The sequence below is a fragment of the Pseudomonas sp. FSL R10-1339 genome, from assembly GCF_009600545.1.
GTDB classification, from domain to species: Bacteria; Pseudomonadota; Gammaproteobacteria; order Pseudomonadales; family Pseudomonadaceae; genus Aquipseudomonas; species Aquipseudomonas bubulae.
On the sequence record NZ_WIVQ01000015.1, the window covers coordinates 17,354 to 40,441 of the forward strand.

General features: G+C 60.2%; 24 protein-coding genes. 11 read left to right on the forward strand and 13 right to left on the reverse strand.

From position 1 onward, the window contains the following. Nucleotides 1-38: 38 nt before the first annotated feature. Together GHO03_RS07260 and GHO03_RS07265 are read right to left on the reverse strand one after the other, a co-directional pair. Nucleotides 39-533: a SprT family zinc-dependent metalloprotease gene (locus GHO03_RS07260; RefSeq protein WP_095019416.1), complete on the reverse strand. Its 495-nt coding sequence runs from the start codon at nucleotides 531-533 to the stop codon at nucleotides 39-41. Nucleotides 534-678: 145 nt separating this feature from the next. Beyond that, on the reverse strand, nucleotides 679-1,281 hold the full coding sequence (locus tag GHO03_RS07265) for a Yip1 family protein (protein ID WP_095003059.1): 603 nt from the start codon (nucleotides 1,279-1,281) through the stop codon (nucleotides 679-681). 268 nt (nucleotides 1,282-1,549) lie between these two features. Between GHO03_RS07265 and ttcA the strand changes: the two genes are divergently transcribed. Beyond that, a complete protein-coding gene (gene ttcA / locus GHO03_RS07270; RefSeq protein ID WP_095003060.1) occupies nucleotides 1,550-2,374 on the forward strand; it encodes a tRNA 2-thiocytidine(32) synthetase TtcA in 825 nt (274 codons plus the stop codon). Nucleotides 2,375-2,393: 19 nt separating this feature from the next. Next, a complete protein-coding gene (locus tag GHO03_RS07275; RefSeq protein WP_095020929.1) occupies nucleotides 2,394-3,065 on the forward strand; it encodes a DNA-3-methyladenine glycosylase I in 672 nt (223 codons plus the stop codon). An 81-nt stretch (nucleotides 3,066-3,146) separates the two neighbouring features. Here the strand turns inward: GHO03_RS07275 and GHO03_RS07280 are convergent, their stop codons facing one another. The 3 genes from GHO03_RS07280 to arsC are packed head-to-tail and all read right to left on the reverse strand — an operon-like array spanning nucleotide 3,147 to nucleotide 4,502. Next, nucleotides 3,147-3,554 (reverse strand): DUF2069 domain-containing protein, encoded by a 408-nt coding sequence (locus GHO03_RS07280; RefSeq protein ID WP_095003062.1) that lies wholly within the window; start codon nucleotides 3,552-3,554, stop codon nucleotides 3,147-3,149. Further along, complete coding sequence (gene wrbA, locus GHO03_RS07285; protein WP_095003063.1) at nucleotides 3,547-4,152, reverse strand: NAD(P)H:quinone oxidoreductase; 606 nt, start codon at nucleotides 4,150-4,152, stop codon at nucleotides 3,547-3,549. The genes GHO03_RS07280 and wrbA overlap by 8 nt, the downstream gene beginning before the upstream one ends. After that, nucleotides 4,149-4,502, reverse strand: a complete 354-nt coding sequence (arsC, locus tag GHO03_RS07290; protein ID WP_095019417.1) for an arsenate reductase (glutaredoxin) — start codon at nucleotides 4,500-4,502, stop codon at nucleotides 4,149-4,151. The genes wrbA and arsC overlap by 4 nt, the downstream gene beginning before the upstream one ends. A 126-nt stretch (nucleotides 4,503-4,628) precedes the next feature. On the opposite strand from arsC, the gene GHO03_RS07295 reads away from it, so the two are divergent. Then, nucleotides 4,629-5,093: a TlpA disulfide reductase family protein gene (locus GHO03_RS07295; protein WP_153399491.1), complete on the forward strand. Its 465-nt coding sequence runs from the start codon at nucleotides 4,629-4,631 to the stop codon at nucleotides 5,091-5,093. Nucleotides 5,094-5,179: 86 nt separating this feature from the next. Here GHO03_RS07295 and GHO03_RS07300 read toward each other — a convergent pair whose 3' ends face one another. From GHO03_RS07300 to GHO03_RS07315, 4 genes are all read right to left on the reverse strand, one after another. Beyond that, nucleotides 5,180-5,584 (reverse strand): META domain-containing protein, encoded by a 405-nt coding sequence (locus GHO03_RS07300; RefSeq protein ID WP_095003066.1) that lies wholly within the window; start codon nucleotides 5,582-5,584, stop codon nucleotides 5,180-5,182. Further along, a complete protein-coding gene (locus GHO03_RS07305) occupies nucleotides 5,581-6,018 on the reverse strand; it encodes a hypothetical protein (RefSeq protein WP_095003067.1) in 438 nt (145 codons plus the stop codon). Before GHO03_RS07305 ends, GHO03_RS07300 begins: the two co-directional genes overlap by 4 nt. A 51-nt stretch (nucleotides 6,019-6,069) precedes the next feature. Next, complete coding sequence (locus GHO03_RS07310; protein ID WP_095003068.1) at nucleotides 6,070-7,059, reverse strand: 2-hydroxyacid dehydrogenase; 990 nt, start codon at nucleotides 7,057-7,059, stop codon at nucleotides 6,070-6,072. A 134-nt stretch (nucleotides 7,060-7,193) separates the two neighbouring features. Next, the gene (locus tag GHO03_RS07315; RefSeq protein WP_372241715.1) at nucleotides 7,194-9,959 is read right to left on the reverse strand and encodes a response regulator; all 2,766 of its coding nucleotides are present in this window, start codon (nucleotides 9,957-9,959) and stop codon (nucleotides 7,194-7,196) included. A gap of 202 nt (nucleotides 9,960-10,161) precedes the next feature. On the opposite strand from GHO03_RS07315, the gene GHO03_RS07320 reads away from it, so the two are divergent. The 7 genes from GHO03_RS07320 to GHO03_RS07350 all read left to right on the forward strand — a co-directional run bounded on the left by GHO03_RS07320 (nucleotide 10,162) and on the right by GHO03_RS07350 (nucleotide 18,640). Continuing rightward, a complete protein-coding gene (locus GHO03_RS07320; protein WP_095019419.1) occupies nucleotides 10,162-10,890 on the forward strand; it encodes a response regulator transcription factor in 729 nt (242 codons plus the stop codon). Beyond that, entirely contained in the window at nucleotides 10,880-12,241 is a 1,362-nt protein-coding gene (locus GHO03_RS07325) for a sensor histidine kinase (protein ID WP_095003071.1), read from the forward strand. The genes GHO03_RS07320 and GHO03_RS07325 overlap by 11 nt, the downstream gene beginning before the upstream one ends. A 244-nt stretch (nucleotides 12,242-12,485) precedes the next feature. Further along, nucleotides 12,486-13,388 carry a cysteine synthase CysM gene (gene cysM / locus GHO03_RS07330; RefSeq protein ID WP_153399495.1) on the forward strand — a complete coding sequence of 301 codons (903 nt, stop codon included), beginning with the start codon at nucleotides 12,486-12,488 and terminating at the stop codon, nucleotides 13,386-13,388. Then, a complete protein-coding gene (gene rlmD / locus GHO03_RS07335) occupies nucleotides 13,388-14,740 on the forward strand; it encodes a 23S rRNA (uracil(1939)-C(5))-methyltransferase RlmD (RefSeq protein ID WP_133144860.1) in 1,353 nt (450 codons plus the stop codon). Before cysM ends, rlmD begins: the two co-directional genes overlap by 1 nt. 118 nt (nucleotides 14,741-14,858) lie before the next feature. Then, nucleotides 14,859-17,114: a GTP diphosphokinase gene (gene relA, locus GHO03_RS07340; protein ID WP_095003074.1), complete on the forward strand. Its 2,256-nt coding sequence runs from the start codon at nucleotides 14,859-14,861 to the stop codon at nucleotides 17,112-17,114. 124 nt (nucleotides 17,115-17,238) lie between these two features. Next, on the forward strand, nucleotides 17,239-18,072 hold the full coding sequence (mazG, locus tag GHO03_RS07345; protein WP_095003075.1) for a nucleoside triphosphate pyrophosphohydrolase: 834 nt from the start codon (nucleotides 17,239-17,241) through the stop codon (nucleotides 18,070-18,072). A gap of 22 nt (nucleotides 18,073-18,094) precedes the next feature. Continuing rightward, nucleotides 18,095-18,640: a DUF2058 domain-containing protein gene (locus tag GHO03_RS07350; RefSeq protein WP_019827734.1), complete on the forward strand. Its 546-nt coding sequence runs from the start codon at nucleotides 18,095-18,097 to the stop codon at nucleotides 18,638-18,640. 153 nt (nucleotides 18,641-18,793) lie between these two features. Here GHO03_RS07350 and GHO03_RS07355 read toward each other — a convergent pair whose 3' ends face one another. From GHO03_RS07355 to purM, 4 genes are all read right to left on the reverse strand, one after another. After that, nucleotides 18,794-18,976: a hypothetical protein gene (locus GHO03_RS07355; protein WP_016779856.1), complete on the reverse strand. Its 183-nt coding sequence runs from the start codon at nucleotides 18,974-18,976 to the stop codon at nucleotides 18,794-18,796. 266 nt (nucleotides 18,977-19,242) lie between these two features. After that, the gene (locus tag GHO03_RS07360) at nucleotides 19,243-19,956 is read right to left on the reverse strand and encodes a DUF3108 domain-containing protein (RefSeq protein WP_095019423.1); all 714 of its coding nucleotides are present in this window, start codon (nucleotides 19,954-19,956) and stop codon (nucleotides 19,243-19,245) included. An 8-nt stretch (nucleotides 19,957-19,964) separates the two neighbouring features. Next, nucleotides 19,965-20,615: a phosphoribosylglycinamide formyltransferase gene (gene purN, locus GHO03_RS07365; RefSeq protein ID WP_095003077.1), complete on the reverse strand. Its 651-nt coding sequence runs from the start codon at nucleotides 20,613-20,615 to the stop codon at nucleotides 19,965-19,967. Continuing rightward, a complete protein-coding gene (purM, locus tag GHO03_RS07370; RefSeq protein ID WP_016779859.1) occupies nucleotides 20,615-21,673 on the reverse strand; it encodes a phosphoribosylformylglycinamidine cyclo-ligase in 1,059 nt (352 codons plus the stop codon). Before purM ends, purN begins: the two co-directional genes overlap by 1 nt. A 371-nt stretch (nucleotides 21,674-22,044) precedes the next feature. On the opposite strand from purM, the gene GHO03_RS07375 reads away from it, so the two are divergent. Next, nucleotides 22,045-23,079: a DUF2066 domain-containing protein gene (locus tag GHO03_RS07375; protein WP_095003078.1), complete on the forward strand. Its 1,035-nt coding sequence runs from the start codon at nucleotides 22,045-22,047 to the stop codon at nucleotides 23,077-23,079. Nucleotides 23,080-23,088: the final 9 nt, after the last annotated feature.

Genomic DNA, 23,088 nt, shown 5'->3' on the forward strand with positions numbered 1-23,088 from the left:
AAAAAAACCCGTCTTCGGACGGGTTTTTTTATGCCTGCTCATTCGACCCGGGTCAGGCCGCTGAACACCAGGGGGTTACGGCAGCGTCGACACAGGTAGCCGCGGCCTTGTTTGACCAAAGCGTGACGCTGGGCCGAGAACGGGAAGTCGCTGTCAGGGCAGGGGCAACGGTAGATATAGCGGGTGGCGCTGCGACGCTTGATGGCGTAGGTATGACAGCGATTGGGCGGCAGTTCGTACACCCCGCGCATGATTAATTGCCATTCTTCGCCGTGGGGCGAGATGCGCTCGCCAAACAGTTGATGGGCAACCAGGTGCGCCACTTCATGGGGGACGGTCTGCTTGAGGAAGTCTTCGCTGTTTTCACGGTACAGCTGCGGGTTGAAGCGCAGCAGGTTTTCATGCAAATGGGCGACCCCGGCTTTTTGCCCGCGCAGTTTGAAACTGACGACGGGGCGTTTGAAGGGGCGTTTGAAAAACACTTCGGCCTGTTGGAAACAGTCTTCGACGCGGGTATTGAGCAGCTCGGGCATGCGGTTCGGTTCTCCAGAGCCGGCGATTATGCCGCAAGCGCTGGGGTTGCGAACCTGTTGGCGCCCAATGGTCTTCATGAGCCCGTGGAAGCGAGCCTGATCGCGAACAGCAATCACGAGCAGGTTCGCTTCCACGGGTTGTGGCCTAGTTGGTGTAGATCGGCCCGACGCCCAGGCCCCAGACGATCACGGTGAAGGCCATGATCGCCACCAGCACCACCAGGCCCACCGCCAGCACCGAGCTGGAAAACAGGAAGCCTTCGTCCGGGTCGATGCTCATAAAGGTAGGCAGGCCCACGTACAGCAGGTACACCGTGTAGCAAATGGCAGCGGTGCCCACCATCATGCCCAGCCACATATGCGGATACAGCGCCGCCAGCCCGCCGATAAACAACGGTGTGGCCGTGTAGGTGGCAAAGGCCACGCATCGCGGCAGGCTGGGTTGTGCATCGTAGGTACGGGCCATCCAGTGAATGAATGCGCCCATCACGGCCACGCCTACCAGCATGGCGGCGTAGGACAGCAGGGTCATCCACAGGGCGCTGTCCAGAGTCAGCATCACCGGGGCGCGGTTACCGATTACCCAGCCCACCTGGGTAGTGCCAATAAATGCAGAAATGGCCGGAATCGCTGCCAGAATTAACGTGTGCGTGAAATACATATGGCCGATGCTTTCTTCGGCATCACCACGGATTTCGCGCCACTCTTTATCGGGGTGGGTGAAAAGGCCCACAACGTGATGGATCATGGCTGTCGCTCCTGTATAAGACGCATCGCCCCCAGTGGGACGCGTGCCGGTCGCGCAGCCAGAACGTATTGAGAAGCAGACAGGCGTGCGGCCTTGATGACAAGTATAGGAAACCTGCCGCCCCATAACCTCGGCTCCTTAGAGCTTATTGTGCTGTCAAAGGCGGTCTTATCGCATTGGCGTCTTTAGGCAGGCAAGGGGTTCGTTGACCGGGTATTTTTCGGTAAAATCCCCGGCTTTTGGTCTTAACTCGCGGAATTGAAGCGCTATGGGCACTCACTCGGTCTCTCAAATCAAACTCCAGAAACGCCTGCGTCGATTGACCGGTGAGGCAATTGCCGATTTCAACATGATCGAGCATGGCGACAAGGTGATGGTCTGCCTGTCGGGCGGCAAGGACAGCTACACCCTGCTTGATGTGTTGCTGCACCTGCAGAAAGTCGCGCCGATCCAGTTCGAGATCGTGGCCGTGAACATGGACCAGAAGCAGCCGGGTTTCCCCGAGGACGTGCTGCCGGCTTATCTCAAGTCGCTGGGTGTGGAATACCACATCGTTGAAAAAGACACTTACTCGGTGGTCAAGGAGCTGATCCCCGAAGGCAAGACCACCTGCTCGCTGTGTTCGCGCCTGCGTCGCGGCACCCTGTACACCTTTGCCGATGAAATCGGTGCGACCAAGATGGCACTTGGGCATCATCGCGATGATATCGTCGAAACCTTCTTCCTCAACATGTTCTTCAATGGCAGCCTCAAGGCGATGCCGCCCAAGCTGCGCTCCGATGACGGGCGCAATGTGGTGATTCGTCCGCTGGCGTACTGCAACGAGAAGGATATCCAGGCCTATTCCGACTGGCAGCAGTTCCCGATCATCCCGTGCAACCTCTGTGGCTCCCAGGAGAACCTGCAGCGCCAGGTGGTCAAGGACATGCTCCAGGAGTGGGACCGCAAGACGCCGGGCCGCACCGAGAGTATCTTTCGCAGCCTGCAGAACGTGATCCCGTCTCAGTTGGCGGACCGTAACCTGTTTGATTTCGCGAGCCTGAAGATCGACGAAAGCGCAACGCCGCGTTTCGTCAACCTGCTCAATCTGTAAATTGCCGAGAGGAGAGGGCATGCGCGACTACAAATGGCTGCACGAATACTGTCTGAACCGCTTTGGTTCGTCAGCCGCACTTGAAGCCCAATTGCCTGTCCCGAGAACTGCGGAACAGTTGCGCCATATCAGCGATGATCGCTACCTGTCGACCCTGGCCCTGCGGGTGTTCCGTGCCGGGCTCAAACACAGTGTGGTTGATGCCAAGTGGCCGGTATTTGAAGAGGTTTTTTTCGGTTTCGACCCGGAGAAAGTCGTGCTGATGGGCGCCGAGCATCTGGAGCGGTTGATGCAGGATGCGCGGATCATTCGCCATCTGGGCAAGCTTAAAAGCGTGCCACGCAATGCCCAGATGGTGCTCGACATTGCCCACGAGTACGGCAGTTTTGGCGCGTTTATCGCCCAGTGGCCAGTGACTGATATCGTCGGTTTGTGGAAGTACCTGGCCAAGCATGGGCATCAGTTGGGTGGTTTGTCGGCTCCACGCTTTTTACGCATGGTTGGCAAGGACACCTTTGTGCCAAGTTATGACGTGGTGGCCGCGCTGAACGCGCAGAAGCTGGTGGACAAGGCACCCACCAGCCTGCGTGACCTGGCGATTGTGCAGAACGCCTTCAACCAGTGGCACGCCGAAAGTGGCCGGCCGATGTGCCAGCTGTCACAGATGCTGGCGTTTACGGTGAATCACTAAGCCGCCGAGCAACTTCAATTGTGGGAGCGAGCCTGCTCGCGAAGGCCGTTCGCGAGCAAGCCCGCTCCCACAACAGCTGCATCACTCGCCGCTCAGGCGTCGATCCAGTTGGTAGCGCCAGCGCACAAACAGCAATGCACTGACAAATACCGCCACGCTGGCGGCGATCTCCAGCAGGCCGAACACCTGGCGGTTCGGGTCGAATGCCGCCAGCGCGCCCTTGATCAGGTACAGGTTGACCACATAGCAGGTGAACGAGTGCCCACGGGGGCTGCCCATCAGCATGCCGGGTACCACAAACATCAAGGGCACCAGTTCGATCAGCAGGATCACCCACGGGCGCGCGCCGTGCAGGTTGGCAAACATCAGGTAATAAACACACAGCAGGGCGATCAGGCCAAAGAAGCACGCCAGGCTCACTACCCGCATCAGCCTTACCCGCGGCTGCAGCCACTCGATGGGCGGCAGCACTTTTGGCTTTTTAGCCACGGTTGCTCTCCAGTTTGCGGGCAATGGTGGCCAAACGCTGACCCAAGGCCCGGCACAGGGCGATTTCGTGCTCGTCCAGCCCGCGCTTGCCGTCGGCACCTGCGTGATGGCTCGGGCCATAGGGCGTTCCGCCTGCCGTGGTGTGCAGCAGGGCCGATTCGCTGTAGGGCAGCCCGGTGACCAGCATGCCGTGGTGCATCAGTGGCAGCAGCATCGACAGCAAGGTACTTTCCTGGCCGCCGTGCAGGCTGGCAGTGGAGGTGAACACACCGGCCGGCTTGCCCACCAGCGCGCCGGTCAGCCACAGGTTGCTGGTGCCATCCAGGAAGTACTTGAGCGGTGCGGCCATGTTGCCGAAACGCGTCGGGCTGCCCAGGGCCAGCCCCGAGCAGTTTTTCAGGTCGTCGAGGCTGGCGTACATCGCGCCTTCGTCCGGAATGGCCGGGGCCACGGCTTCACATTCGGCAGAAATGGCCGGCACTGTGCGCAGGCGCGCCTCGAGGCCGCCCTGTTCGATGCCTCGGGCAATTTGCCGGGCCATTTCGCTGGTCGAACCGTTGCGGCTGTAGAACAGAACCAGAATATAAGGCGCACTCACGACAGGATCTCCAGGACTTTTTCCGGTGGGCGACCAATCACGGCTTTGTCGCCTGCGACCAGGATCGGCCGCTCGATCAACTTGGGATGTGCAGCCATGGCGTCGATCAGCTGCGCGTCAGTGAGACCGCTGTCTGCCAGGTTGAGGGCCTTGTACTCGTCTTCGCCGCTGCGCAGCAATTGCCGTGCGCTGATGTTCAGCTTGGCCAGCAGGTCGCGCAGTTGGGCGGCGCTCAGCGGCGTTTCGAGGTAGCGCACCACGGTAGGGGTCAGGCCGCGGGCTTCGAGGAGTTCGAGCGCACCGCGGGATTTCGAGCAGCGCGGGTTGTGATAAAGCGTCAGATCGGTCATGTGCGGGTCGCATCTTGCGTAAGGTGGCGGCTATTCTACCTGCCTGACGGGCGCGCCTGAACCGTATGCGGTAAATGGCCGCTCGCTGATGTATTTTTGTATGTATTTACCGGGAAGGATCAACGCATGTTTAAGCGACTCATGGCAGCAGTTATCGTCTGCGCCACATTATTGCTGGCCGGCTGCGGAAATGATTATGGGGTCGATCAGCACGGACAGAAGATCGCCTCGGAGCGTCTGGACAAGCAATGGAAGGTCATCAACTACTGGGCCGAGTGGTGTGGCCCGTGTCGTATCGAGATTCCTGAACTCAACTCGCTGGAAAAACAGCTGCAGGGGCAGTCGGTGGGAGTGTTCGGGGTCAACTACGATGGTTTGCAGGGCAAGGAGCTGAGCGACGCGAGTACCGCGCTGGGCATCACCTTTACCGTGCTGGCGCAGGATCCGGCGGAGGTGTTCGATTTGCCACGCAGCGAAGCCTTGCCGGTGACTTATATCCTGGATGAGAAAGGCAAGGTGCGGGCAACGTTGATGGGCGAGCAGACCGCGGCCGGTGTGTTGGCGAAGATCAAGGAATTGAGAGGGGCCTGAGTCGAAGCCATCGCGAACAAACCCGCTCCCACAGGCTGGCACCAGTCTGTGGGAGCGGGCTTGCTCGTGATTCAAGCGCCGCGGTATCAGCCTTCTTCAGGCCAAAGCCGCAGAGGCTTGCCCTGTTCAGGCCAGAATCGCACCTGCTCGATCGGCGATATGTCCCAGCGCTGTACGGTCTGCAAGGCCTCGAAGAATCGCTGCTCCTGCTCCATCAACGCCGGCGCACAGGCCTTGCGGGTGCTGCCTACGCCACCAAAGGTCAGCTTGTCGCCGTCGAGGGTGTAAGGTGCAAACCAATGGTTGCAACCGCCACTGCCATAGGCCCGACCAGCATCGTCCAGGGTGACGGTCAGGTGGCTGTTGTCGATCAGCGGTCGTTCGCCGATCCACTCCAACACGTAGGTGTGGTTTTGCTGCAACTTCACCGGATCACCCGCACACCCCGTCAGGCTTGCGCCCAGCACGGCCAGCAGGATCAAGCGTTTCATTGCGCGGCCTTTTGGCATTGCGGGCACAGGTGCTTGCTGCCTTCAGTGCTCCAGCCCAGCTCGGCAATCCGCGCCGTGGCTGCGGGCTTTTGCGCCTTGGTGCCGAGTTTGGCGTCGACTGCGAACTCGAACTTCAGCTCTTTGGCGCAAGCATCGCAGTTGACCTGCCATTCATGAATCGCCAATTCACCGAACACCGGCCCTTTGGTGACGGCAACCCACTGGCCACGCGGGTTGATCAGGTGGCGCACCTTGTCGACGCTCAAACGCATGGACAAGGTCTTGCTGCCCTTGAGGGACACAATCAGCACATCACCGGCTTGAATCGAGCCGCCGTTGCCGGTGACTTGATACAGGCCCGGCGCCAGAGCGCGGCATTCAATCAGGGTGTGCTGCGGGTTAAGCAGGCTGTAGCGGAAATCGTGTTCGACCATGGGTCCTCCAAGTAAGTCGCTATGCTAGCACGCAGGCATCAAAGTCCAGACTCAACCTTCGATCAGGTTTTGCGCCGTACCGTTTCTCCAGGCCGCGATATTGCTCAGGGTCGTGCTGGCAATTGCATTCAACGCCTCGCGGGTCAGAAACGCCTGATGGGCCGTGATGATCACATTGGGGAAGGTCAGCAGCCGGGCCAGCACGTCATCCTGCAAGGGCAGGTCGGAGCGGTCCTCGAAGAACAGTTGGGCCTCTTCTTCGTACACATCCAGCCCAAGATATCCCAATTGGCCACTTTTCAGCGCCTCAATCAGCGCCGGCGTGTCGACCAGCGCCCCCCGTCCGGTGTTGATCAGCATGGCGCCGTGCATGAGGGTGGCCAGGCTGGTGGCGTTGATCAGGTGCTTGTTGTCTGCGGTCAACGGGCAGTGCAGGGAAATGATGTGCGAACCGGCCAGCAGTTCGGGCAGGCTGACGTAGCGAGCGCCCAGCGCCAGCAGTTCGGCGTTTGGATAAGGGTCGAAGCACAGCAGCTTGCAGCCGAAACCGGCCATGATCTTGCCGAATGTGGCGCCGATCTGGCCGGTGCCCACCACGCCCACGGTCTTGCCCACCAGATCGAAACCGGTCAGCCCGTGCAGAGTGAAGTCGCCTTCGCGGGTGCGGTTGTAGGCGCGGTGCAAGCGGCGGTTGAGCGCCAGGATAAGGGCCACGGCATGTTCGGCGACGGCGTGGGGGGAGTACGCGGGGACGCGCACCACACTCAGGCCCAGGCGTTTGGCGGCGGGCAGATCCACATGGTTGTAGCCGGCCGAGCGCAGGGCGATCAGGCGGGTGCGGCCAGCAGCCAGTTGCTCCAGCACCGGGGCGCTGAGGTCGTCGTTGATAAACGGACAGATCACTTCGTAGTCATGGGCCAGTGCTACGGTGTCCAGGGTCAGGCGCGCGGGCTGGAAATGCAGCTCGTTACCGTCGTCTTGTGCGGCCGCGATGAAACTGTCGCGGTCGTAGGTCTGGCTGCTGAAAAGAATCGTGCGCATGGGGTCTTCCTTGGTCTGTAACTACAAATCGGCTTTTATGGGAGCGGGCTTGCTCGCGATGGCATCACGGCGGTTTACCTGACATACCGCGCCGCCCGAATCGCGAGCAAGCCCGCTCCCACACGATGATTTTGCTATGCAGTACTGCGTGCTTCTTTGGCCAGGCGTGTGATGGCCTGATCCAGCTCGTCCAGGGCGGCGACGGCGTTGGGGCTTGCCTGCTTGAGCAGGGTCTCGCTGCGCTGGCAGGCCGCACGCAATTGCGGTACGCCGCAGTAACGGGTTGCGCCGTGCAAGCGGTGGACGCGCTCGATCAATGCGTTGTTGTCTCTGGCCTCACGGGCCTGGCGGATAGCGTCGCGGTCGGCTTCCAGCGAAGCCAGCAGCATGGCCAGCATGTCGATGGCCAGGTCCGCCTTGCCTGCCGCCAGTCGCAGCCCCTCATCGTGGTCGAGGACGAGCAATTGCGTGGTGTGACGGGTCGGTTCGTGCGAGTTTTCGCTGGCCTGATTGCGCAAGGCCAAGCCCGTCCACTTCAACACCACTTGGGCCAACTGCCGTTCGCTGATCGGTTTGGTCAGGTAGTCGTCCATGCCGCTTTGCAGCAAGGCGCGTTTTTCGTTGGCCATGGCGTGGGCTGTGAGCGCAACGATCGGCAGCGGCGTACAGTGGCGCTCGCTTTCCCACTGGCGCAGGACTTCGGTGGTCTCGCGCCCGTCCATGCCGGGCATTTGCACATCCATCAGCACCAGATCGAAATCGTGTGCCTTGACCGCATCAATGGCGGCATAACCGCTGTCCGCTGCAGTCACCTTGGCGCCCATGCCTTCAAGCAGGGTTTGCACCAGCAGCAGATTGGCCGGGTTGTCATCCACACACAGAATGCGCGGCGCGCGGCTGGCCAGCGGTTCGCCGGGTTCGCTGCGGGTTTGTCGCGGGCTGACCAGGTCGGCCAGGGCCCGACGCAGTTTGCGGGTGCAGGCGGGTTTGGCCTGGAGCTGGCTGTGGGGGTTGTCCACCACCGCGTTGAACAGGCCCTGCTCGGTGGTCGGGCACAGAACCAGTACCTTGCAACCCAGGTGCTCGAGATCCCAGATGTGCTGGTTGAGACGCTCTGGCGGGGTGTCATTGGCCGTTACGCCCAGAACTGCCAGACCAATAGCCTGGGCGGTCTGGTGAGCGCCGGTCACACAATTGGTGAGGTTTTCCAGAGTAGTGCAGGGCGTGACTTCCAGGCCGCAGTCTTCCAGTTGATGGTGCAGGGCCTGGCGGGCCAGGTCGTGTTTTTCCAGGATGGCTACGCGCCGGCCCAGCAGCGGCGCGCCGGGCAAGTCTTCGACATCATCGCGAGCCTTGGGCAGCCTGACGCTGATCCAGAATACCGAGCCTTCGCCAGGGGTGCTTTCAACGCCGATTTCGCCGCCCATCTGTTCGACCAGTCGCTTGGATATCACCAGCCCCAACCCGGTGCCGCCGGGCTGGCGAGACAGTGAGTTGTCAGCCTGGCTGAAAGCCTGGAACAGGGCGCGGATATCCTGGGCGGTCAGGCCGATACCGGTGTCCTGCACGCTGATGCGCAGTTGCACACTGCCGTCGGTTTCATTTTCGTCCTGGTCTTCAAGCATGGCCCGCACCGCGATGGTGCCCTCGCGGGTGAACTTGATGGCGTTGTTGATCAGGTTGGTGAGGATTTGCTTGAGCCGCAGCGGGTCGCCGATCAGCGACAGCGGGGTGTCGCGATACACCAGGCTGACCAGTTCCAGGCCCTTGTCGTGGGCCGAAGGGGCGAGGATGGTCAGGGTGTCCTGCAGCAGGTCGCGCAAATTGAACGGAATGCTGTCGAGCACCAGCTTGCCGGCTTCGATTTTCGAAAAATCGAGAATCTCGTTAATGATGCCCAGCAGGTTGTCGGCCGATTTTTCGATGGTGTTCAGGTAGTCGAACTGGCGCGGGGTCAACTCGCTTTTTTGCAGCAGGTGGGTAAAACCGAGGATACCGTTGAGCGGGGTGCGGATTTCGTGGCTCATGTTGGCCAGAAACTCGGACTTTATACGGCTGGCCTCCAGGGCTTCCTTGCGGGCCAGATCGAGTTCAAGGTTCTGGATTTCGATGGTTTCGAGATTCTGGCGTACGTCTTCGGTGGCCTGGTCGACGCTGTGCTGCAGTTCTTCCTGGGCATTGTGCAGGGTTTCGGCCATGCGGTTGATGCCCGAGGCCAGTTCGTCAAGTTCGTGGCTGCCCAGTGGCGGCAGGCGGGTTTCCAGATGCCCGTCCTTGAGCTGGGCCACGGCTTGTTTGATTTGCCCCAGCGGTGCGTTGATGGTGCGGCTCATGCGCAAGGCCAGCAGGGTGGTCAGCACCAGCCCGGTGACGATCAGCAACAGGCTGGCAAACAGGTTGCGATAGCTGCGCAGCAGCATGCCGTTATGGGACAGCTCCAGTTCGACCCAGCCCAGCAGGCGATGGGCTTCGTTAGGGATCACATCCCCGGCCAGGTTGCGATGGCGGCCAAATACGGGCAATAAATAGCGCGTGGCATCGTTGTCGGTGCGCTGTTGCAGATGGGTACTGCTGCCCAGTGGAGCCTGATTGAGCATGATCGGCCCGGCATGGGCCAGCGGTTCGTGGTTGGCGTTGAGGAACGCCACGGCGCGCACATCCTGTTGTTCCAGAGATTCGGTGGCGATACGGGCCAGCAATGCGGTGTCGTGGCGCCCCATGGCGGGGGCGACCAGGGGGGCGAGTTGTTCGGCGATCATTTCCCCGCGCTGCAACAGTTGCGATTGCAGTTCGGACTGTTGCAGCCAGGTGAAATAGCCGCCGAGCACGCTTGCCATCAAACTGACGGGCAATAGCGTTAACAGCAATACGCGGCCTTTGATACCGAGGTTTTTAAGCACACAACTCTCCAGCCCTGCATTCTTTTAAGAGTGATCCGGGCTTCCCGCCCGGATCAGGTGGCAGTGTAGCCATATGGTGCCCGGCAAATCTTTGAAAATTTGCCATCAATTTCGGTTTATCAGACGGGGTAAAGCCCGTGCCGGTTGCCCGCAGGGGCTCAATCTTGAATAATCGCCGATTGAGAATTACTTGCAGACGCTAATGAATCCCGTAGCTGTTAGCCCCTCGCGCCTACTGACCATTGAAGACGACCCCGTTCTGGGCGCCTATCTGCACGAGCAGCTGGGGCGTTGCGGGTTTGACGTTATCTGGTGCCAGAATGGCCTGGAAGGTCTGGCCCGTGCCCGCCAGGAGCACTTTGACGTGGTGCTGATGGATATCCTGCTGCCCGGCATGAATGGCTTGCAGGTGCTGACGCAACTGCGCCAGACCCACGCCTTGCCGGTGATCCTGATGTCGGCGCTGGGTGCCGAGGCCGACCGTATCAGCGGTTTCCAGCTGGGCGCCGATGATTATCTGCCCAAGCCGTTCAGCATGGCCGAACTGCGGGTGCGCATCCAGGCCATCTTGCGTCGCGTGGCCCTGGATCGCATGCCTGGCGCCCCAACGGTGCAGGAACTGCCACCGGCCGAGAGCGGTTTGCTGTTCGACGACGAGGCGTGCGATGTGCGCCGGGGCGAGCAATGGGCCGGGTTGACCCGCAGCGAGTTCCGTCTGCTCGATACCCTGCAGCGCAATGCCGACGAAGTGTTGAGCAAGGCCTTTCTCTATCAGCAGGTCTTGCAGCGCGGCTATGCAGCCCATGACCGCAGCCTGGACATGCATATCAGCCAGATCCGGCGAAAGCTCAAAACTATCGGCTATTACCAGCATGAAGTACGCACGGTGTGGGGCAAGGGCTATGTCCTTAGTGCCAGCGATGCCCCGTAAGGTGCCCGGCAAGAATTCGGTGTTCTGGAAGCTGGCGTGTTTGCTGGTGGTTTTCTGCTTGCTGATGATCTGGCTCAGTTGGTCCTGGGGTCGCTATATGGACAAGCGCACCGGCTTTTTGTCCGAGCAGGCCCACGGCACCCTGGTGCGCTATGCCGGTGAGGCCGAGCGCGCCTGGGAGAGCGCTCAGCAAGCCGGCGTCGACCAGTGGTTGCAGGGCATGGGGCACAGGGAGCCGGGCTGGGTCGGGGTGATTGGTCAGGACCTGCAGTCGCTGAGCAGCTACCCGCTGAGTGATCGAGAAAGTGAGCGGCTGACCTTTTTGCGCGGCCTGGACTGGCCCATCAGCCATATCAAGACGGCGCGGCCATGGATAAAGGTGCCCTTTCCCCGCGACCCGTCGGCGGGCAGCCTGGTGATCGAGTTGCCGCAACGCTTTATGCCCGGGCGCTCCCAGGTGATCTGGCGGATTGTCACCAACGGCGTAATTCCTGGCTTGCTGACCCTGTTGCTGTGCGTGGGCCTGTACCGCGTGCTGATCGTGCCGCTTAACCATCTTCGCGAACAGGCCAATGCCTGGCGGGCTGATCAACTGGGGGCGCGGCTATCGAGCCAGATCACCAGCCGCCAGGACGAACTGGGTGAGCTGGCGCGGGCGTTCGATCAGATGTCCGAGCGCTTGCAGAGTACGGTCTCGCAACAGCAGCAATTGCTCCGCGACTTGTCCCATGAGCTGCGCACGCCCTTGAGCCGTTTGCGGGTAGCCTGTGACAGCGAGCAGGGGGGCGAGGCCTTGCGTGAGCGCCTGGGCCGTGAAGTCGACGGCATGCAACGGCTGGTCGAAGACACCTTGCAACTGGCCTGGCTGGATGCCGAGCGCGGGCCGCTGCCGGTGGAAGACATTCAGGTGCAGGCGCTGTGGGAGATGCTCACCGAAAACGCCCGCTTTGAAAGTGGCTGGCCGCAATCGCGACTGCCTTGTCTGGTGGATGAGCATTGCTGGGTGCGCGGGCATCTCAACAGCCTGGCTCAAGCCATGGAAAATATCCTGCGCAATGCCATTCGCCATTCTCCACCCGAGGGTATCGTCAGCCTTGATGGCCGGCGCGAAGGCAATATGTGGCACCTGTGGCTCGATGACCAGGGCGCAGGTGTGGCACCTGAAGAACTGGAGCGGATCTTTGCGCCTTTTACCCGCCTTGATGGCTCGCGTCCCGGCGATGGCGGCTTTGGTCTGGGCCTGAGTATTGCGCGCAATGCCCTGCGGCTGCAGGGTGGCAGTTTGTGGGCAGAGAACCACGGCGGCGGGTTGCGGGTGCATGTTCGTTTGCTTGCCGGACATGCCGCGTAAACGCTCAGGCCGCGGCTGTACATACATCCCTGTGGGAGCGGGCTTGCCCGCGATGGTATCAGTCCGTTTTACCTGACAGACCGCGGCGTCAGAATCGCGGGCAAGCCCGGCTCCCACAGGAATTATTGTGATGGGCTTGCGGCGCTTATAGCCTTTAACCATAAGCACCGTACTTTGCGTGATATGGGCTGTCGGCGTTTGTCGGTATGATGTGCGACCCCGCGGTCTGGATTGCGAATACGCCATGACATTGCAGTACCCAACTATCGCCGATTGCGTCGGCAACACTCCACTGGTGCGCTTGCAGCGCCTGGCTGGAAACACTACCAACACCTTGTTGCTCAAGCTCGAAGGGAACAACCCTGCAGGCTCGGTCAAGGACCGTCCGGCTCTGTCGATGATTGCCCGCGCCGAAGCGCGCGGCCAGATCCAGGCTGGCGATACCTTGATTGAAGCCACCTCGGGCAATACCGGGATTGCCCTGGCCATGTCCGCGGCGATCAAGGGCTACAAGATGATCCTGATCATGCCCGACAATTCCAGCGCCGAGCGCAAGGCTGCCATGACCGCCTACGGTGCCGAGCTGATCCTGGTCAGTCAGGAAGAGGGCATGGAAGGCGCCCGCGACCTGGCCGACAAGATGCAGGCCCAGGGCCTGGGCAAGGTGCTCGACCAGTTTGCCAACGGTGACAACCCCGAGGCTCACTACACCGGTACGGGCCCGGAAATCTGGCGTCAGACCAACGGTACCATCACCCACTTCATCAGTTCGATGGGTACTACCGGTACCATCATGGGCGTGTCGCGCTACCTCAAGGAGCAAAACCCGTGCGTGCAGATCGTCGGTTTGCAGCCGATGGAAGGCGCTGCCATTCCGGGCATCCGCCGCTGGCCGACCGAGTACTTGCCCAAGATCTACCAGGCCGACCGCGTAGACCGCATCGTCGACATGGCCCAGCGCGAAGCCGAAGACGTCACCCGCCGACTGGCCCGTGAAGAAGGCATTTTCTGTGGTGTGTCCTCGGGCGGAGCGGTGGCAGCGATGCTGCGCCTGAACCAGGAAGTCGAAAACGCGGTGATGGTCGCGATCATTTGTGACCGAGGCGACCGTTATCTGTCGACCGGCATTTACGATGCGCCCAACTGATGGCCAAGCAAGAGAGAGGCCTGCGCTTCCAGCCTGCTGGCGGCACCAAGGCTGCGCAAGTGCCTGCGGGCAAGAAACAGCGTTTGAATATCGAGCGCCTGGCCAACGACGGCCGCGGTATTGCCTTTATTGAAGGGCGTACCTGGTTTGTTTCGGGGGCTCTGGCCGGTGAAGAAGTCGAAGCCCGGGTGCTGGGTGCCCATGGCAAGGTCGTTGAAGCCCGTACCGAGCGTGTTTTCAAGGCCAGCGAGATCCGTCGCCAGGCACCCTGTGCCCATGCGGGCAAGTGCGGCGGCTGCAGCGTGCAGCATTTGCCCCATGAAGAGCAGCTTGCACTGAAACAGCGCATGCTCGCCGAGCAACTGTCCCGCGTGGCCGGTGTCGAACCTCAAGAGTGGGCAGCGCCGCTGACCGGTCCCGAGTTTGGCTACCGCCGCCGGGCACGTATCGCCGTGCGCTGGGATGCGCGGGCCAAGCACCTGGACGTGGGTTTCCGTGCTGCTGGCAGCCAGGACATCGTCGCCATCGATCACTGTTTGGTTCTGGTACAGGCTTTGCAACCTATCATGACCGGGCTGCCCGCCATGTTGCGTCAACTGGGCAACCCCAAGGCACTGGGCCACGTGGAGTTGTTCAGTGGCTCGGCGATTGCGGTTTTGCTGCGCCATATGGCGCCGCTGAGCGCTGCCGACATGCAGGTCCTTGAGGCATTTTGCATTACCCATAACGCCCAATTGTGGCTGCATGGCGAAGGCGAGCCGCAGCCGGTCGATTTGACCCGGGCCTTGGGCTATCGTCTGGAAACATGGGATTTGCAGCTGGCGTATCGCCCCGGGGATTTTGTCCAGGTCAATGCCGGCGTTAACGAAGCGATGGTTGCTCAAGCCATTAAGTGGCTTGCGCCACAAGCTGACGAACGGATTCTTGACTTGTTCTGTGGGCTGGGTAACTTCGCTCTACCACTGGCACAAAAAGCGCGTGAAGTCGTGGCTGTTGAAGGTGTTGCGACCATGGTCGAACGCGCCGCGCAAAACGCGGTCAGTAACAGCCTGCATAATGCAGTGTTTTTTCAGGCCGACTTGTCGCAGCCGCTTGTGGATGCAACCTGGGCCAAAGCCGGTTTCAATGCGGTACTGCTCGATCCGCCTCGCGACGGCGCTTATGAAGTGGTACGAAAGTTGTCTGGCCTGGGTGCCAAACGTTTGGTGTATGTGTCGTGCAACCCGGCCACCCTGGCGCGCGACACGGTTGAACTGATTAAACAGGGTTACCGGTTAAAACGTGCCGCAATCCTCGACATGTTCCCGCAAACAGCGCATGTCGAGGCGATGGCGTTATTTGAAGCAGACTAGGATGTCTGTCTATTTCAACGGGCCCGCAACCCGCGACGCTATGCCCTGTAGCGCGCGGTTGGGATCAGGGCCTGTGATTTCGGCGCATTGAACCTGCGCTGTAGGGAAGGTAAGCAAGATGGTACAGGTCAGAGCACACCAGCCGATCAACACCGACGGCAGTCTCAACCTCGAGGCATGGCTGGATCATGCGGTGAGTGTCGATGTGGCGCTGGACCGTGAAGCCTTGAAAGAAGCGTGTGAGTTTGCACGCGAGGCCGAGCAGCAAGCCAATGCGGCGAAAAACCTGTGGGCCGAGGGCACCTCAAGCTTTCGTACCGGGTTGGAAATCGCCGAGATATTGGCCGATCTGAAACTGGATCAGGATTCCCTGGTTGCCGCGATTCTCTATCGTTGCGTGCGCGAAGGGCAGGTGCTGTTGCCTGCCGTCAGCCAGCGCTTCGGTCCGGTGGTGGCCAAACTGATTGATGGTGTACTGCGCATGGCGGCCATCAGTGCCAGCCTCAGCCCCCGTCAATCGATGGTGCTGGGCACCCAGGGCCAGGTCGAAAACCTGCGCAAGATGCTGGTTGCCATGGTTGATGACGTGCGCGTGGCACTGATCAAGCTGGCTGAACGTACCTGCGCGATTCGCGCAGTCAAAAATGCCCCGGACGAGAAGCGCAACCGCGTCGCCCGCGAGGTGTTCGATATTTATGCGCCATTGGCGCACCGCCTGGGCATCGGCCACATCAAGTGGGAGCTGGAGGACCTGTCCTTCCGCTATCTGGAGCCCGAGCAGTACAAACAGATCGCCACCTTGCTGCATGAGCGCCGCCTCGACCGCGAGCGCTTTATCAGCGATGTGATGAACCAGTTGCGTACCGAGCTGGAAGCCACCGGCGTGACCGACGCCGACATCAGCGGCCGGGCCAAGCATATCTACTCGATCTGGCGCAAAATGCAGCGCAAGGGCCTGGCCTTCAGCCAGATCTATGACGTGCGTGCCGTACGGGTACTGGTGCCGGAAATGCGCGACTGCTATACCGCGCTGGGCATCGTCCATACCCTGTGGCGGCATATCCCGAAGGAATTCGACGACTATATCGCCAACCCCAAGGAGAACGGCTACCGCTCGCTGCATACTGCCGTGATCGGGCCTGAAGGCAAGGTCCTGGAAGTGCAGATTCGCACCCATGCCATGCACGAAGAGGCCGAGCTGGGGGTTTGCGCGCACTGGCGCTACAAGGGCACTGACGTCAAGGCCGGGTCCAACCAGTACGAAGAGAAAATCTCGTGGTTGCGCCAGGTGCTGGAGTGGCACGAAGAACTGGGCGACATCGGTGGCCTGGCCGATCAGCTGCGCGTCGATATCGAGCCGGACCGGGTGTATATCTTCACCCCTGACGGGCATGCCATCGACCTGCCCAAGGGGGCGACGCCGCTGGACTTTGCCTACCGGGTTCACACCGAGATTGGCCACAACTGCCGTGGTGCCAAGATCAACGGGCGCATCGTGCCGCTCAACTACAGTCTGCAGACCGGTGAGCAGGTCGAGATCATCACCAGCAAGCACGGTACGCCGAGCCGCGACTGGCTGAACCCGAACCTGGGCTATGTCACCACCTCGCGGGCGCGGGCGAAAATCGTCCACTGGTTCAAGTTGCAGGCGCGCGATCAGAACGTCGCTGCCGGCAAAACCATGCTCGAGCGCGAACTCGGCCGTTTGGGCCTGCCGGCGGTGGATTACGAGAAGCTCGCCGACAAGGCCAACATGCGAACCGCCGAGGACATGTACGCGGCGCTCGGGGCTGGCGACTTGCGCCTGGCGCAGTTGATCAACCTGGCCCAGCAACAGGTCGAGCCTGAGCGCGGCAGCGAGCAGATGGAGCTGATCCCGCGTAAGGCCACGGGCTACAAGCCGGGCAAGCGTGGAGACATCCAGATCGAAGGCGTCGGCAACCTGCTGACCCAGATGGCCGGGTGCTGTCAGCCGCTGCCGGGGGATGCGATTGTCGGTTACATCACCCAGGGCCGTGGCGTCAGCATTCACCGCCAGGACTGCGCCTCGGTGCTGCAACTGGGCAGTCGTGAGCCGGAGCGGATGATTCAGGTCAACTGGGGGCCGATCCCGGTCTCGACCTATCCGGTGGATATCGAAATCCGCGCCTACGATCGTTCGGGCTTGTTGCGTGATGTGTCGCAGGTGTTGCTCAACGAACGGATCAACGTGCTGGCGGTCAACACCCGCTCGAACAAGGAAAACAACACCGCGTTGATGACCTTGACCATCGAGATCCCGGGGCTGGATGCGCTGGGGCGTTTACTGGGGCGGATCTCGCAACTGCCGAACATCATCGAAACCCGCCGGATCGGGCGTAGTGAGCCGCGCTGATCCTTTGTGGTAGCGGGCTTGCTCGCGATTGCATCTCCTCGGTGAGTCAGCTGTACCGGGGTGTTCATATCGCGAGCAAACCCGCTCCCACAGGGTGTGGTTAGCGTGTGCCAAAGGATTACAGATGTACAACCTCGACGACCTGCTGCACCTCATGGCCCGCCTGCGTGACCCGCAGTACGGCTGCCCGTGGGATATCAAGCAAACGTACGCCACTATCGTGCCTTATACCCTCGAAGAGGCCTACGAGGTCGCTGACGCCATTGAGCAGGGTGACTTCGAGCACCTGCAGGGCGAACTCGGCGATTTGCTGTTTCAAGTGGTGTATTACAGCCAGCTGGCCCGGGAAGAAGGCCGTTTCGAGTTTGCCGGGGTGATCGACAGCATTACCCGCAAGCTGATCCGCCGTCACCCCCATGTCTTTCCCACCGGTGACCTGTATGCGCCGCTGGATGTGCCGCGCTTGAGCGAAGAACAGGTCAAGGTACGCTGGGATGAGATCAAGGCCGAGGAGCGCGCAGAAAAGTCTACCGCCCCCGAGCAATTGTCCTTGCTTGACGATGTGCCCGTCGCCTTGCCTGCCCTGTCCCGCGCCGCCAAGCTGCAAAAGCGCGCCGCCCAGGTCGGTTTTGACTGGCCAGCGGCATTGCCGGTGCTGGACAAGGTGCGTGAAGAGCTGGATGAAGTGCTGGAGGCCATGGCCGACAACGATTCGGCGGCCATTCATGACGAAATCGGCGACCTGCTGTTTTCCGTGGTCAATCTGGCCCGTCATCTTAAAGTGGACCCGGAAACCGCCTTGCGTGGTGCCAATGCAAAATTTGATCGACGTTTCCGGTTTATCGAGCAGGCATTGCGCGATACCCTGCGTCCCATTGAAAGTTGCACCCTTGAAGACCTGGACGCCCTGTGGGGTGAAGCCAAGCGCCAGGAAAAGAATTTGCCCAGCTGCGGCTGAGTTTGCCTAAGTGAGTAAGTAGATGAGCATTTCCCTACGCGACCAGTTGCTCAAAGCCGGACTGGTCAACGAGAAGCAGGCCAAGCAGGCCGGCAAAGAAAAACAGAAACAACAGCGTCTGGCCCACAAAGGCCAGATCGAACTGGACGACACCCAGCAGCGTCTGGCTGCCGAAGCCAAGGCCGAGAAGGTCAAGCGCGACCAGGAACTGAACCGCCAGCAGCAGGAGAAGGTCGAGCAAAAAGCCCGTGCTGCGCAGATCAAGCAATTGATCGAAGTATCACGTCTGCCCAAGCTGACCACTGAGGACTACTACAACTTCGTTGATGACAAAAAGGTCAAGCGCCTGTCGGTCAACACCCTGATGCGCAACAAGCTGGCCAATGGCTCGCTGGCGATCGTGCAGCACCAGGGCGGCTACGAAGTCATCCCCCGTGAAGCTGCACTGAAGATCCAGGAGCGCGATCCGCGCCGGATCGTGCAGCTGAATATCCTGGTTGAGCCGAAAACCCCGGAAGAAGACGATCCGTACGCGGCCTATCAGATCCCTGATGACCTGATGTGGTAGTGCTGGCATAACCTGTGGGAGCGAGCCTGCTCGCGAAAGCGTTCGCTGCTCTTCGCGAGCAGGCTCGCTCCCACAGAGTGTTGCGTTGGCGCATAACAAAACAAACCCCGCTTCGGCGGGGTTTGTGTTTTTCAAGACAGTAGTTTCTTCTGCTCAGGCCTGGCGTTTCTGCGCTTCCAGCTTTTCCAGCTCAGCCTTGTAGCTGTGAGCGTCGCTTTCGCGGTGGAACATGCCTACCAGTATGTCTTCTTGATGCACATCCCATAGGTGTACACCGTGGGCTACCAGTTGGTGGAACATACGTGAATCGTCGCGCTCAGTTACTTTGATAGTCATCTGCTTGCTCCAAATTCTGATGAGGGCCTGCGGCAAGGCGTCGCAGGACTTCTTTATAGAATCTGTTAGCTTCCTAAGTAAATAGCTGATTGTCGCGCTGTCATCTTGCAGAAAATCCTTAAACCCTGCAGCCCTTTAAGCACGGGGTGTTTACGGATTTGTTTAATAGTTTTATGAAAAATGTTTCATGTTTTTGGTGTGTTACAGACCAAAAAAACCTCGCCGAAGCGAGGTTTTTTTGAGGCTTGCAGCTAAAGGCTTGTCGCTTAGTTGCCCTTGACCGTTTTGCCATCCACCGTGCCGTCCAGCAGCATGATGTTGTATTCCTTGCCGTCTTTTTCGACCTGGCGCAGTTTGACCAGCAGCGAACCCCAGTTCTTGGCGAACCACATTTCAGTGATGCGCTTGTTCTGTGTCGGGTCGCGTACGCGCTCAACCTTGATTGCGTCGACCTTGCCAGCCTTGGTTTCAACCACTTCAGGGCCGATCACGCGAAAGTCATAGGTGTCGACGTCATTGCCATCAACCACCTGGTAGCTCATGGACTTTTTGCCGGCTTCTACGTCACGCTGCAGTGCCAGCTGGTAGGTGGACTTGTCGAGCATGCCGCTGAGCAAGGGTACTTTGACAGCGTCGCCCTGATCGGTGCCGGTGACCATCTTGGCCGCCCAGTCGAAATCCAGATCGATCTTCTTGGCTTTTCCCAGGCCGCCACGTTCAAAGTGGTAGGTCAGCGGGATCAGCGTGTTTTTCTCGATTTTGAGGGTGCTTTCTTCGTTCAGGCTGGCTACCAGCATTGAAGCCTTGAAATTCAAGGTCCAGATACCATTGTCACCCTTGGTCAGGCTGCGCTCGGCAGAACCGCTCATGGGCAGCTGTTTCCAGTCTGCGGTGTAGCTGGCCTTGAAAGGCTGAAGATCGGCCGCTTGGACTGCTGGAATAGCCAGCAGGCTAAGGGCGAGAAGCAGGGCACGACGCATAAGTTCTCCTAGGTTCGTATCAAGTGGCCGCTGGCCGCAAGTAATTGACCGTCCAATAATGCGCCTCGCTCGTCAAGTGACAAGCGACCTTCGGCAAACCAGCGCACTGCAAGCGGATAAATCCGGTGTTCCTGGGCGTGAACCCGTTGCGCCAGGCTATGTGGCGAGTCATCGGACTCTACCGGTATCACTGCCTGTACGACCAGAGGTCCGCCGTCGAGTTCCTCGGTCACAAAGTGCACGCTGCAGCCGTGCTCACCGTCTCCTGCTTCCAGCGCCCGCTGGTGCGTGTGCAAACCCTTGTATTTGGGGAGCAGGGAAGGGTGGATATTCAGCAGGCGACCCTGATAGTGACGCACGAATTCTGCGCTGAGAATGCGCATGAACCCGGCCAGAACCACCAGTTTCGGTTTGAATTCGTCGATGACTTTGATCAATGCAGCATCGAAGGCCTCGCGGCCCTCGAATGCCTTGTGATCCAGTACGCGGGTATCGATACCCGCGTCTTTGGCGCGTTGCAGGCCGTAGGCATCTGCGCGGTTGGAGATCACCGCGCGGATTGTTGCCGGGCTGGCCTTGACGTCATCGCTGTCGATCAAGGCCTGCAAGTTGCTGCCGGTGCCGGAAAGCAGCACCACTACATCACAGGTATCAGGCATTAGTGCGCCTTGATGTTTTGCAGCTCAACTTGCGCAGCGCCTTCAGCGGCGGTTGCGATCTGACCGATGACCCAAGGCTGCTCGCCCGCTTCACGCAGTACGTTCAGCGCGGTTTCAACGTCAGCCTGAGCTACGCAGATGACCATGCCAACGCCGCAGTTCAGCACGCGGTGCATTTCGTGCTCGTCCACGTTGCCTTTTTCCTGCAGCCAGTCGAAGACGGCAGGGCGCTGCCAGCTGGCAACGTCAACCACCGCTTGTGCACCTTTTGGCAGTACGCGCGGGATGTTGTCGAGCAGGCCGCCACCGGTGATGTGGGCCATGGCCTTGACCACGCCGGTTTCCTTGATCAGTTTGAGCAGCGGCTTGACGTAGATGCGGGTCGGCGCCATCAGCAGGTCGGTCAGTGGCTTGCCGTCGAGCTGGATGTTTTCGATGTCGGCACCCGACACTTCGATGATCTTGCGGATCAGCGAGTAGCCGTTGGAGTGCGGGCCCGAGGACGGCAAGGCGAGCAGGGCGTCGCCGGCAGCGACCTTGGAACCGTCGATGATCTCGGATTTTTCTACAACGCCAACGCAGAAGCCGGCCAGGTCGTAGTCTTCGCCTTCGTACATGCCTGGCATTTCAGCGGTTTCGCCGCCAACCAGCGAGCAACCGGACAGTTCGCAGCCAGCGCCGATACCGGTTACCACCTGGGTCGCGGTTTCAACGTTGAGCTTGCCGGTGGCGTAGTAGTCAAGGAAGAACAGAGGCTCGGCGCCGCATACGATCAGGTCGTTGACGCACATGGCAACCAGGTCGATACCGATGCTGTCGTGCTTGTTCAGGTTCAGGGCCAGGCGCAGCTTGGTGCCGACGCCGTCAGTGCCGGAAACCAGAACAGGCTGCTTGTAGCCAGCCGGAATTTCGCAGAGGGCGCCAAAACCGCCGAGGCCGCCCATCACTTCCGGGCGTGCAGTGCGCTTGGCCACGCTCTTGATGCGTTCGACCAATGCTTCACCGGCGTCGATGTCTACACCGGCGTCTTTGTAGCTCAGGGATGGTTGCTTGCTCATAATCCAGGCCTTTAGGGGGGATTCGGGGGTATCGACCGAGTTCAGGGGGCAGGCTTGCAAGTGCTCAAGGATTGCACCAGAGCATTTGCAGGGTGCCCGGCTGTTGGCGGTCTGCGAAGGCGCGCGATTTTATCAGGCTTGAAGGGCAGCGGCCATCCTCGGGCCGACAGGCAGGGTTATATCTGGCGAAAAAAACCTTTTTTAGTCGTACTTGGGTCTGCGCACAGGCCTGTATAAGGTATAGAGAGGTTGTGTGACCGCGTGAAAACGCGAAACGGGCGTGAATGATTTGGCCGTGGCCGTGTCAGAAGTCTGTTCGAGTGTTTTTATGGCGTCCTTAATAGGCTGCTTTTTGTCATCGGGAATCTTTCATGCGTTTTAGCCAATTTTTAGCCGTGGGCTGTCTGTCTTTTTTCAGCCTGGCCAGTCATGCCGAAATCCTCACCGGTCTTTATCAGGTGCTCGAGCCAGTCACCACCCAGTCACCTGATGAGCGCACCCAGGCTACGCAAAAGGCCCTGGAAACCCTGGTGTTGCGTCTGACCGGAGATGCCGCGGCGATTAAGAGTCCGGCGCTGGAGGCGATTCGCAAAGATCCGCAGCAAATCATCAGTCGCTACGGCTATGACGCCGGCCCGCCGCAAAGCCTGCAAGTGGACTTCGATCCGGTGAGTACCGATCGTGCGTTGCATCAGGCCGGGCTGTCGCTGTGGGGCAGTAATCGCCCTGCGCTGCTGGGCTGGTGGCTGAATGACTCGGTCGAAGGTTCGAGCCTGGTGGGGGACGGTCAGTCAGTGGCCGAGCCGTTGCGTCGTGCCGCGCAGCATCGGGGTTTGCCATTGCGCTTGCCGTTGGCGGATTTGAGTGAACAGCTTGTGGGTACGGCTGAAAATCTTGAGGGCAGCAATCCTGCGCCTTTAAAAGACGCTTCCGAGCGTTATGGTGCGGACGCATTGCTGGCGGTGCATGCTCGTGAAGATGACGGGCAGTGGAGCGCCAAATGGCGTTTGTGGGTAGGTGATCAGCAGGAGCAGGGCAGCGCTCAGGCTCCTGATCAGGCAGCGCTGGCCGATGCCGTGATGCTTGCGGTCAGCCAGCGTCTGGCGCCGCGCTATGCGGTCAAGCCCGGGGTTTCTTCCGAGCAGTTGCTCGAAGTGCAAGGCATGACGTTGCAGCGTTATGCGCAGCTGGGGCATTTGCTTGAGCCTTTTGGTGCGCAACTCAAGAGCGTTGACGGTGATCGTGTTGTGTACCTGGTAAACGGCAGCGCCGAGCAGTTGCGTTCGCAATTGGGGCTGGCGCAGTTGCAGGAAGTACCGGCGGGGCAAGTGCCTGTTGCGGCTGATGGGGGGCAGGCGTCAAGTGTTGCCTCAGGCCCTGCGGCGCAGTTGCGGTTTCGCTGGTAGGTTGATGTC

Bases quoted from the DNA above. Each gene is read 5' to 3' on its own strand.
- GHO03_RS07260 (WP_095019416.1), bottom strand. From the start codon at position 533: ATGCCCGAGCTGCTCAATACCCGCGTCGAAGACTGTTTCCAACAGGCC.
- GHO03_RS07265 (WP_095003059.1), bottom strand. From the start codon at position 1,281: ATGATCCATCACGTTGTGGGCCTTTTCACCCACCCCGATAAAGAGTGG.
- ttcA (WP_095003060.1), top strand. From the start codon at position 1,550: ATGGGCACTCACTCGGTCTCTCAAATCAAACTCCAGAAACGCCTGCGT.
- GHO03_RS07275 (WP_095020929.1), top strand. From the start codon at position 2,394: ATGCGCGACTACAAATGGCTGCACGAATACTGTCTGAACCGCTTTGGT.
- arsC (WP_095019417.1), bottom strand. From the start codon at position 4,502: ATGACCGATCTGACGCTTTATCACAACCCGCGCTGCTCGAAATCCCGC.
- GHO03_RS07295 (WP_153399491.1), top strand. From the start codon at position 4,629: ATGTTTAAGCGACTCATGGCAGCAGTTATCGTCTGCGCCACATTATTG.
- GHO03_RS07300 (WP_095003066.1), bottom strand. From the start codon at position 5,584: ATGAAACGCTTGATCCTGCTGGCCGTGCTGGGCGCAAGCCTGACGGGG.
- GHO03_RS07305 (WP_095003067.1), bottom strand. From the start codon at position 6,018: ATGGTCGAACACGATTTCCGCTACAGCCTGCTTAACCCGCAGCACACC.
- GHO03_RS07310 (WP_095003068.1), bottom strand. From the start codon at position 7,059: ATGCGCACGATTCTTTTCAGCAGCCAGACCTACGACCGCGACAGTTTC.
- GHO03_RS07320 (WP_095019419.1), top strand. From the start codon at position 10,162: ATGAATCCCGTAGCTGTTAGCCCCTCGCGCCTACTGACCATTGAAGAC.
- GHO03_RS07325 (WP_095003071.1), top strand. From the start codon at position 10,880: ATGCCCCGTAAGGTGCCCGGCAAGAATTCGGTGTTCTGGAAGCTGGCG.
- cysM (WP_153399495.1), top strand. From the start codon at position 12,486: ATGACATTGCAGTACCCAACTATCGCCGATTGCGTCGGCAACACTCCA.
- rlmD (WP_133144860.1), top strand. From the start codon at position 13,388: ATGGCCAAGCAAGAGAGAGGCCTGCGCTTCCAGCCTGCTGGCGGCACC.
- relA (WP_095003074.1), top strand. From the start codon at position 14,859: ATGGTACAGGTCAGAGCACACCAGCCGATCAACACCGACGGCAGTCTC.
- mazG (WP_095003075.1), top strand. From the start codon at position 17,239: ATGTACAACCTCGACGACCTGCTGCACCTCATGGCCCGCCTGCGTGAC.
- GHO03_RS07350 (WP_019827734.1), top strand. From the start codon at position 18,095: ATGAGCATTTCCCTACGCGACCAGTTGCTCAAAGCCGGACTGGTCAAC.
- GHO03_RS07355 (WP_016779856.1), bottom strand. From the start codon at position 18,976: ATGACTATCAAAGTAACTGAGCGCGACGATTCACGTATGTTCCACCAA.
- GHO03_RS07360 (WP_095019423.1), bottom strand. From the start codon at position 19,956: ATGCGTCGTGCCCTGCTTCTCGCCCTTAGCCTGCTGGCTATTCCAGCA.
- purN (WP_095003077.1), bottom strand. From the start codon at position 20,615: ATGCCTGATACCTGTGATGTAGTGGTGCTGCTTTCCGGCACCGGCAGC.
- purM (WP_016779859.1), bottom strand. From the start codon at position 21,673: ATGAGCAAGCAACCATCCCTGAGCTACAAAGACGCCGGTGTAGACATC.
- GHO03_RS07375 (WP_095003078.1), top strand. From the start codon at position 22,045: ATGCGTTTTAGCCAATTTTTAGCCGTGGGCTGTCTGTCTTTTTTCAGC.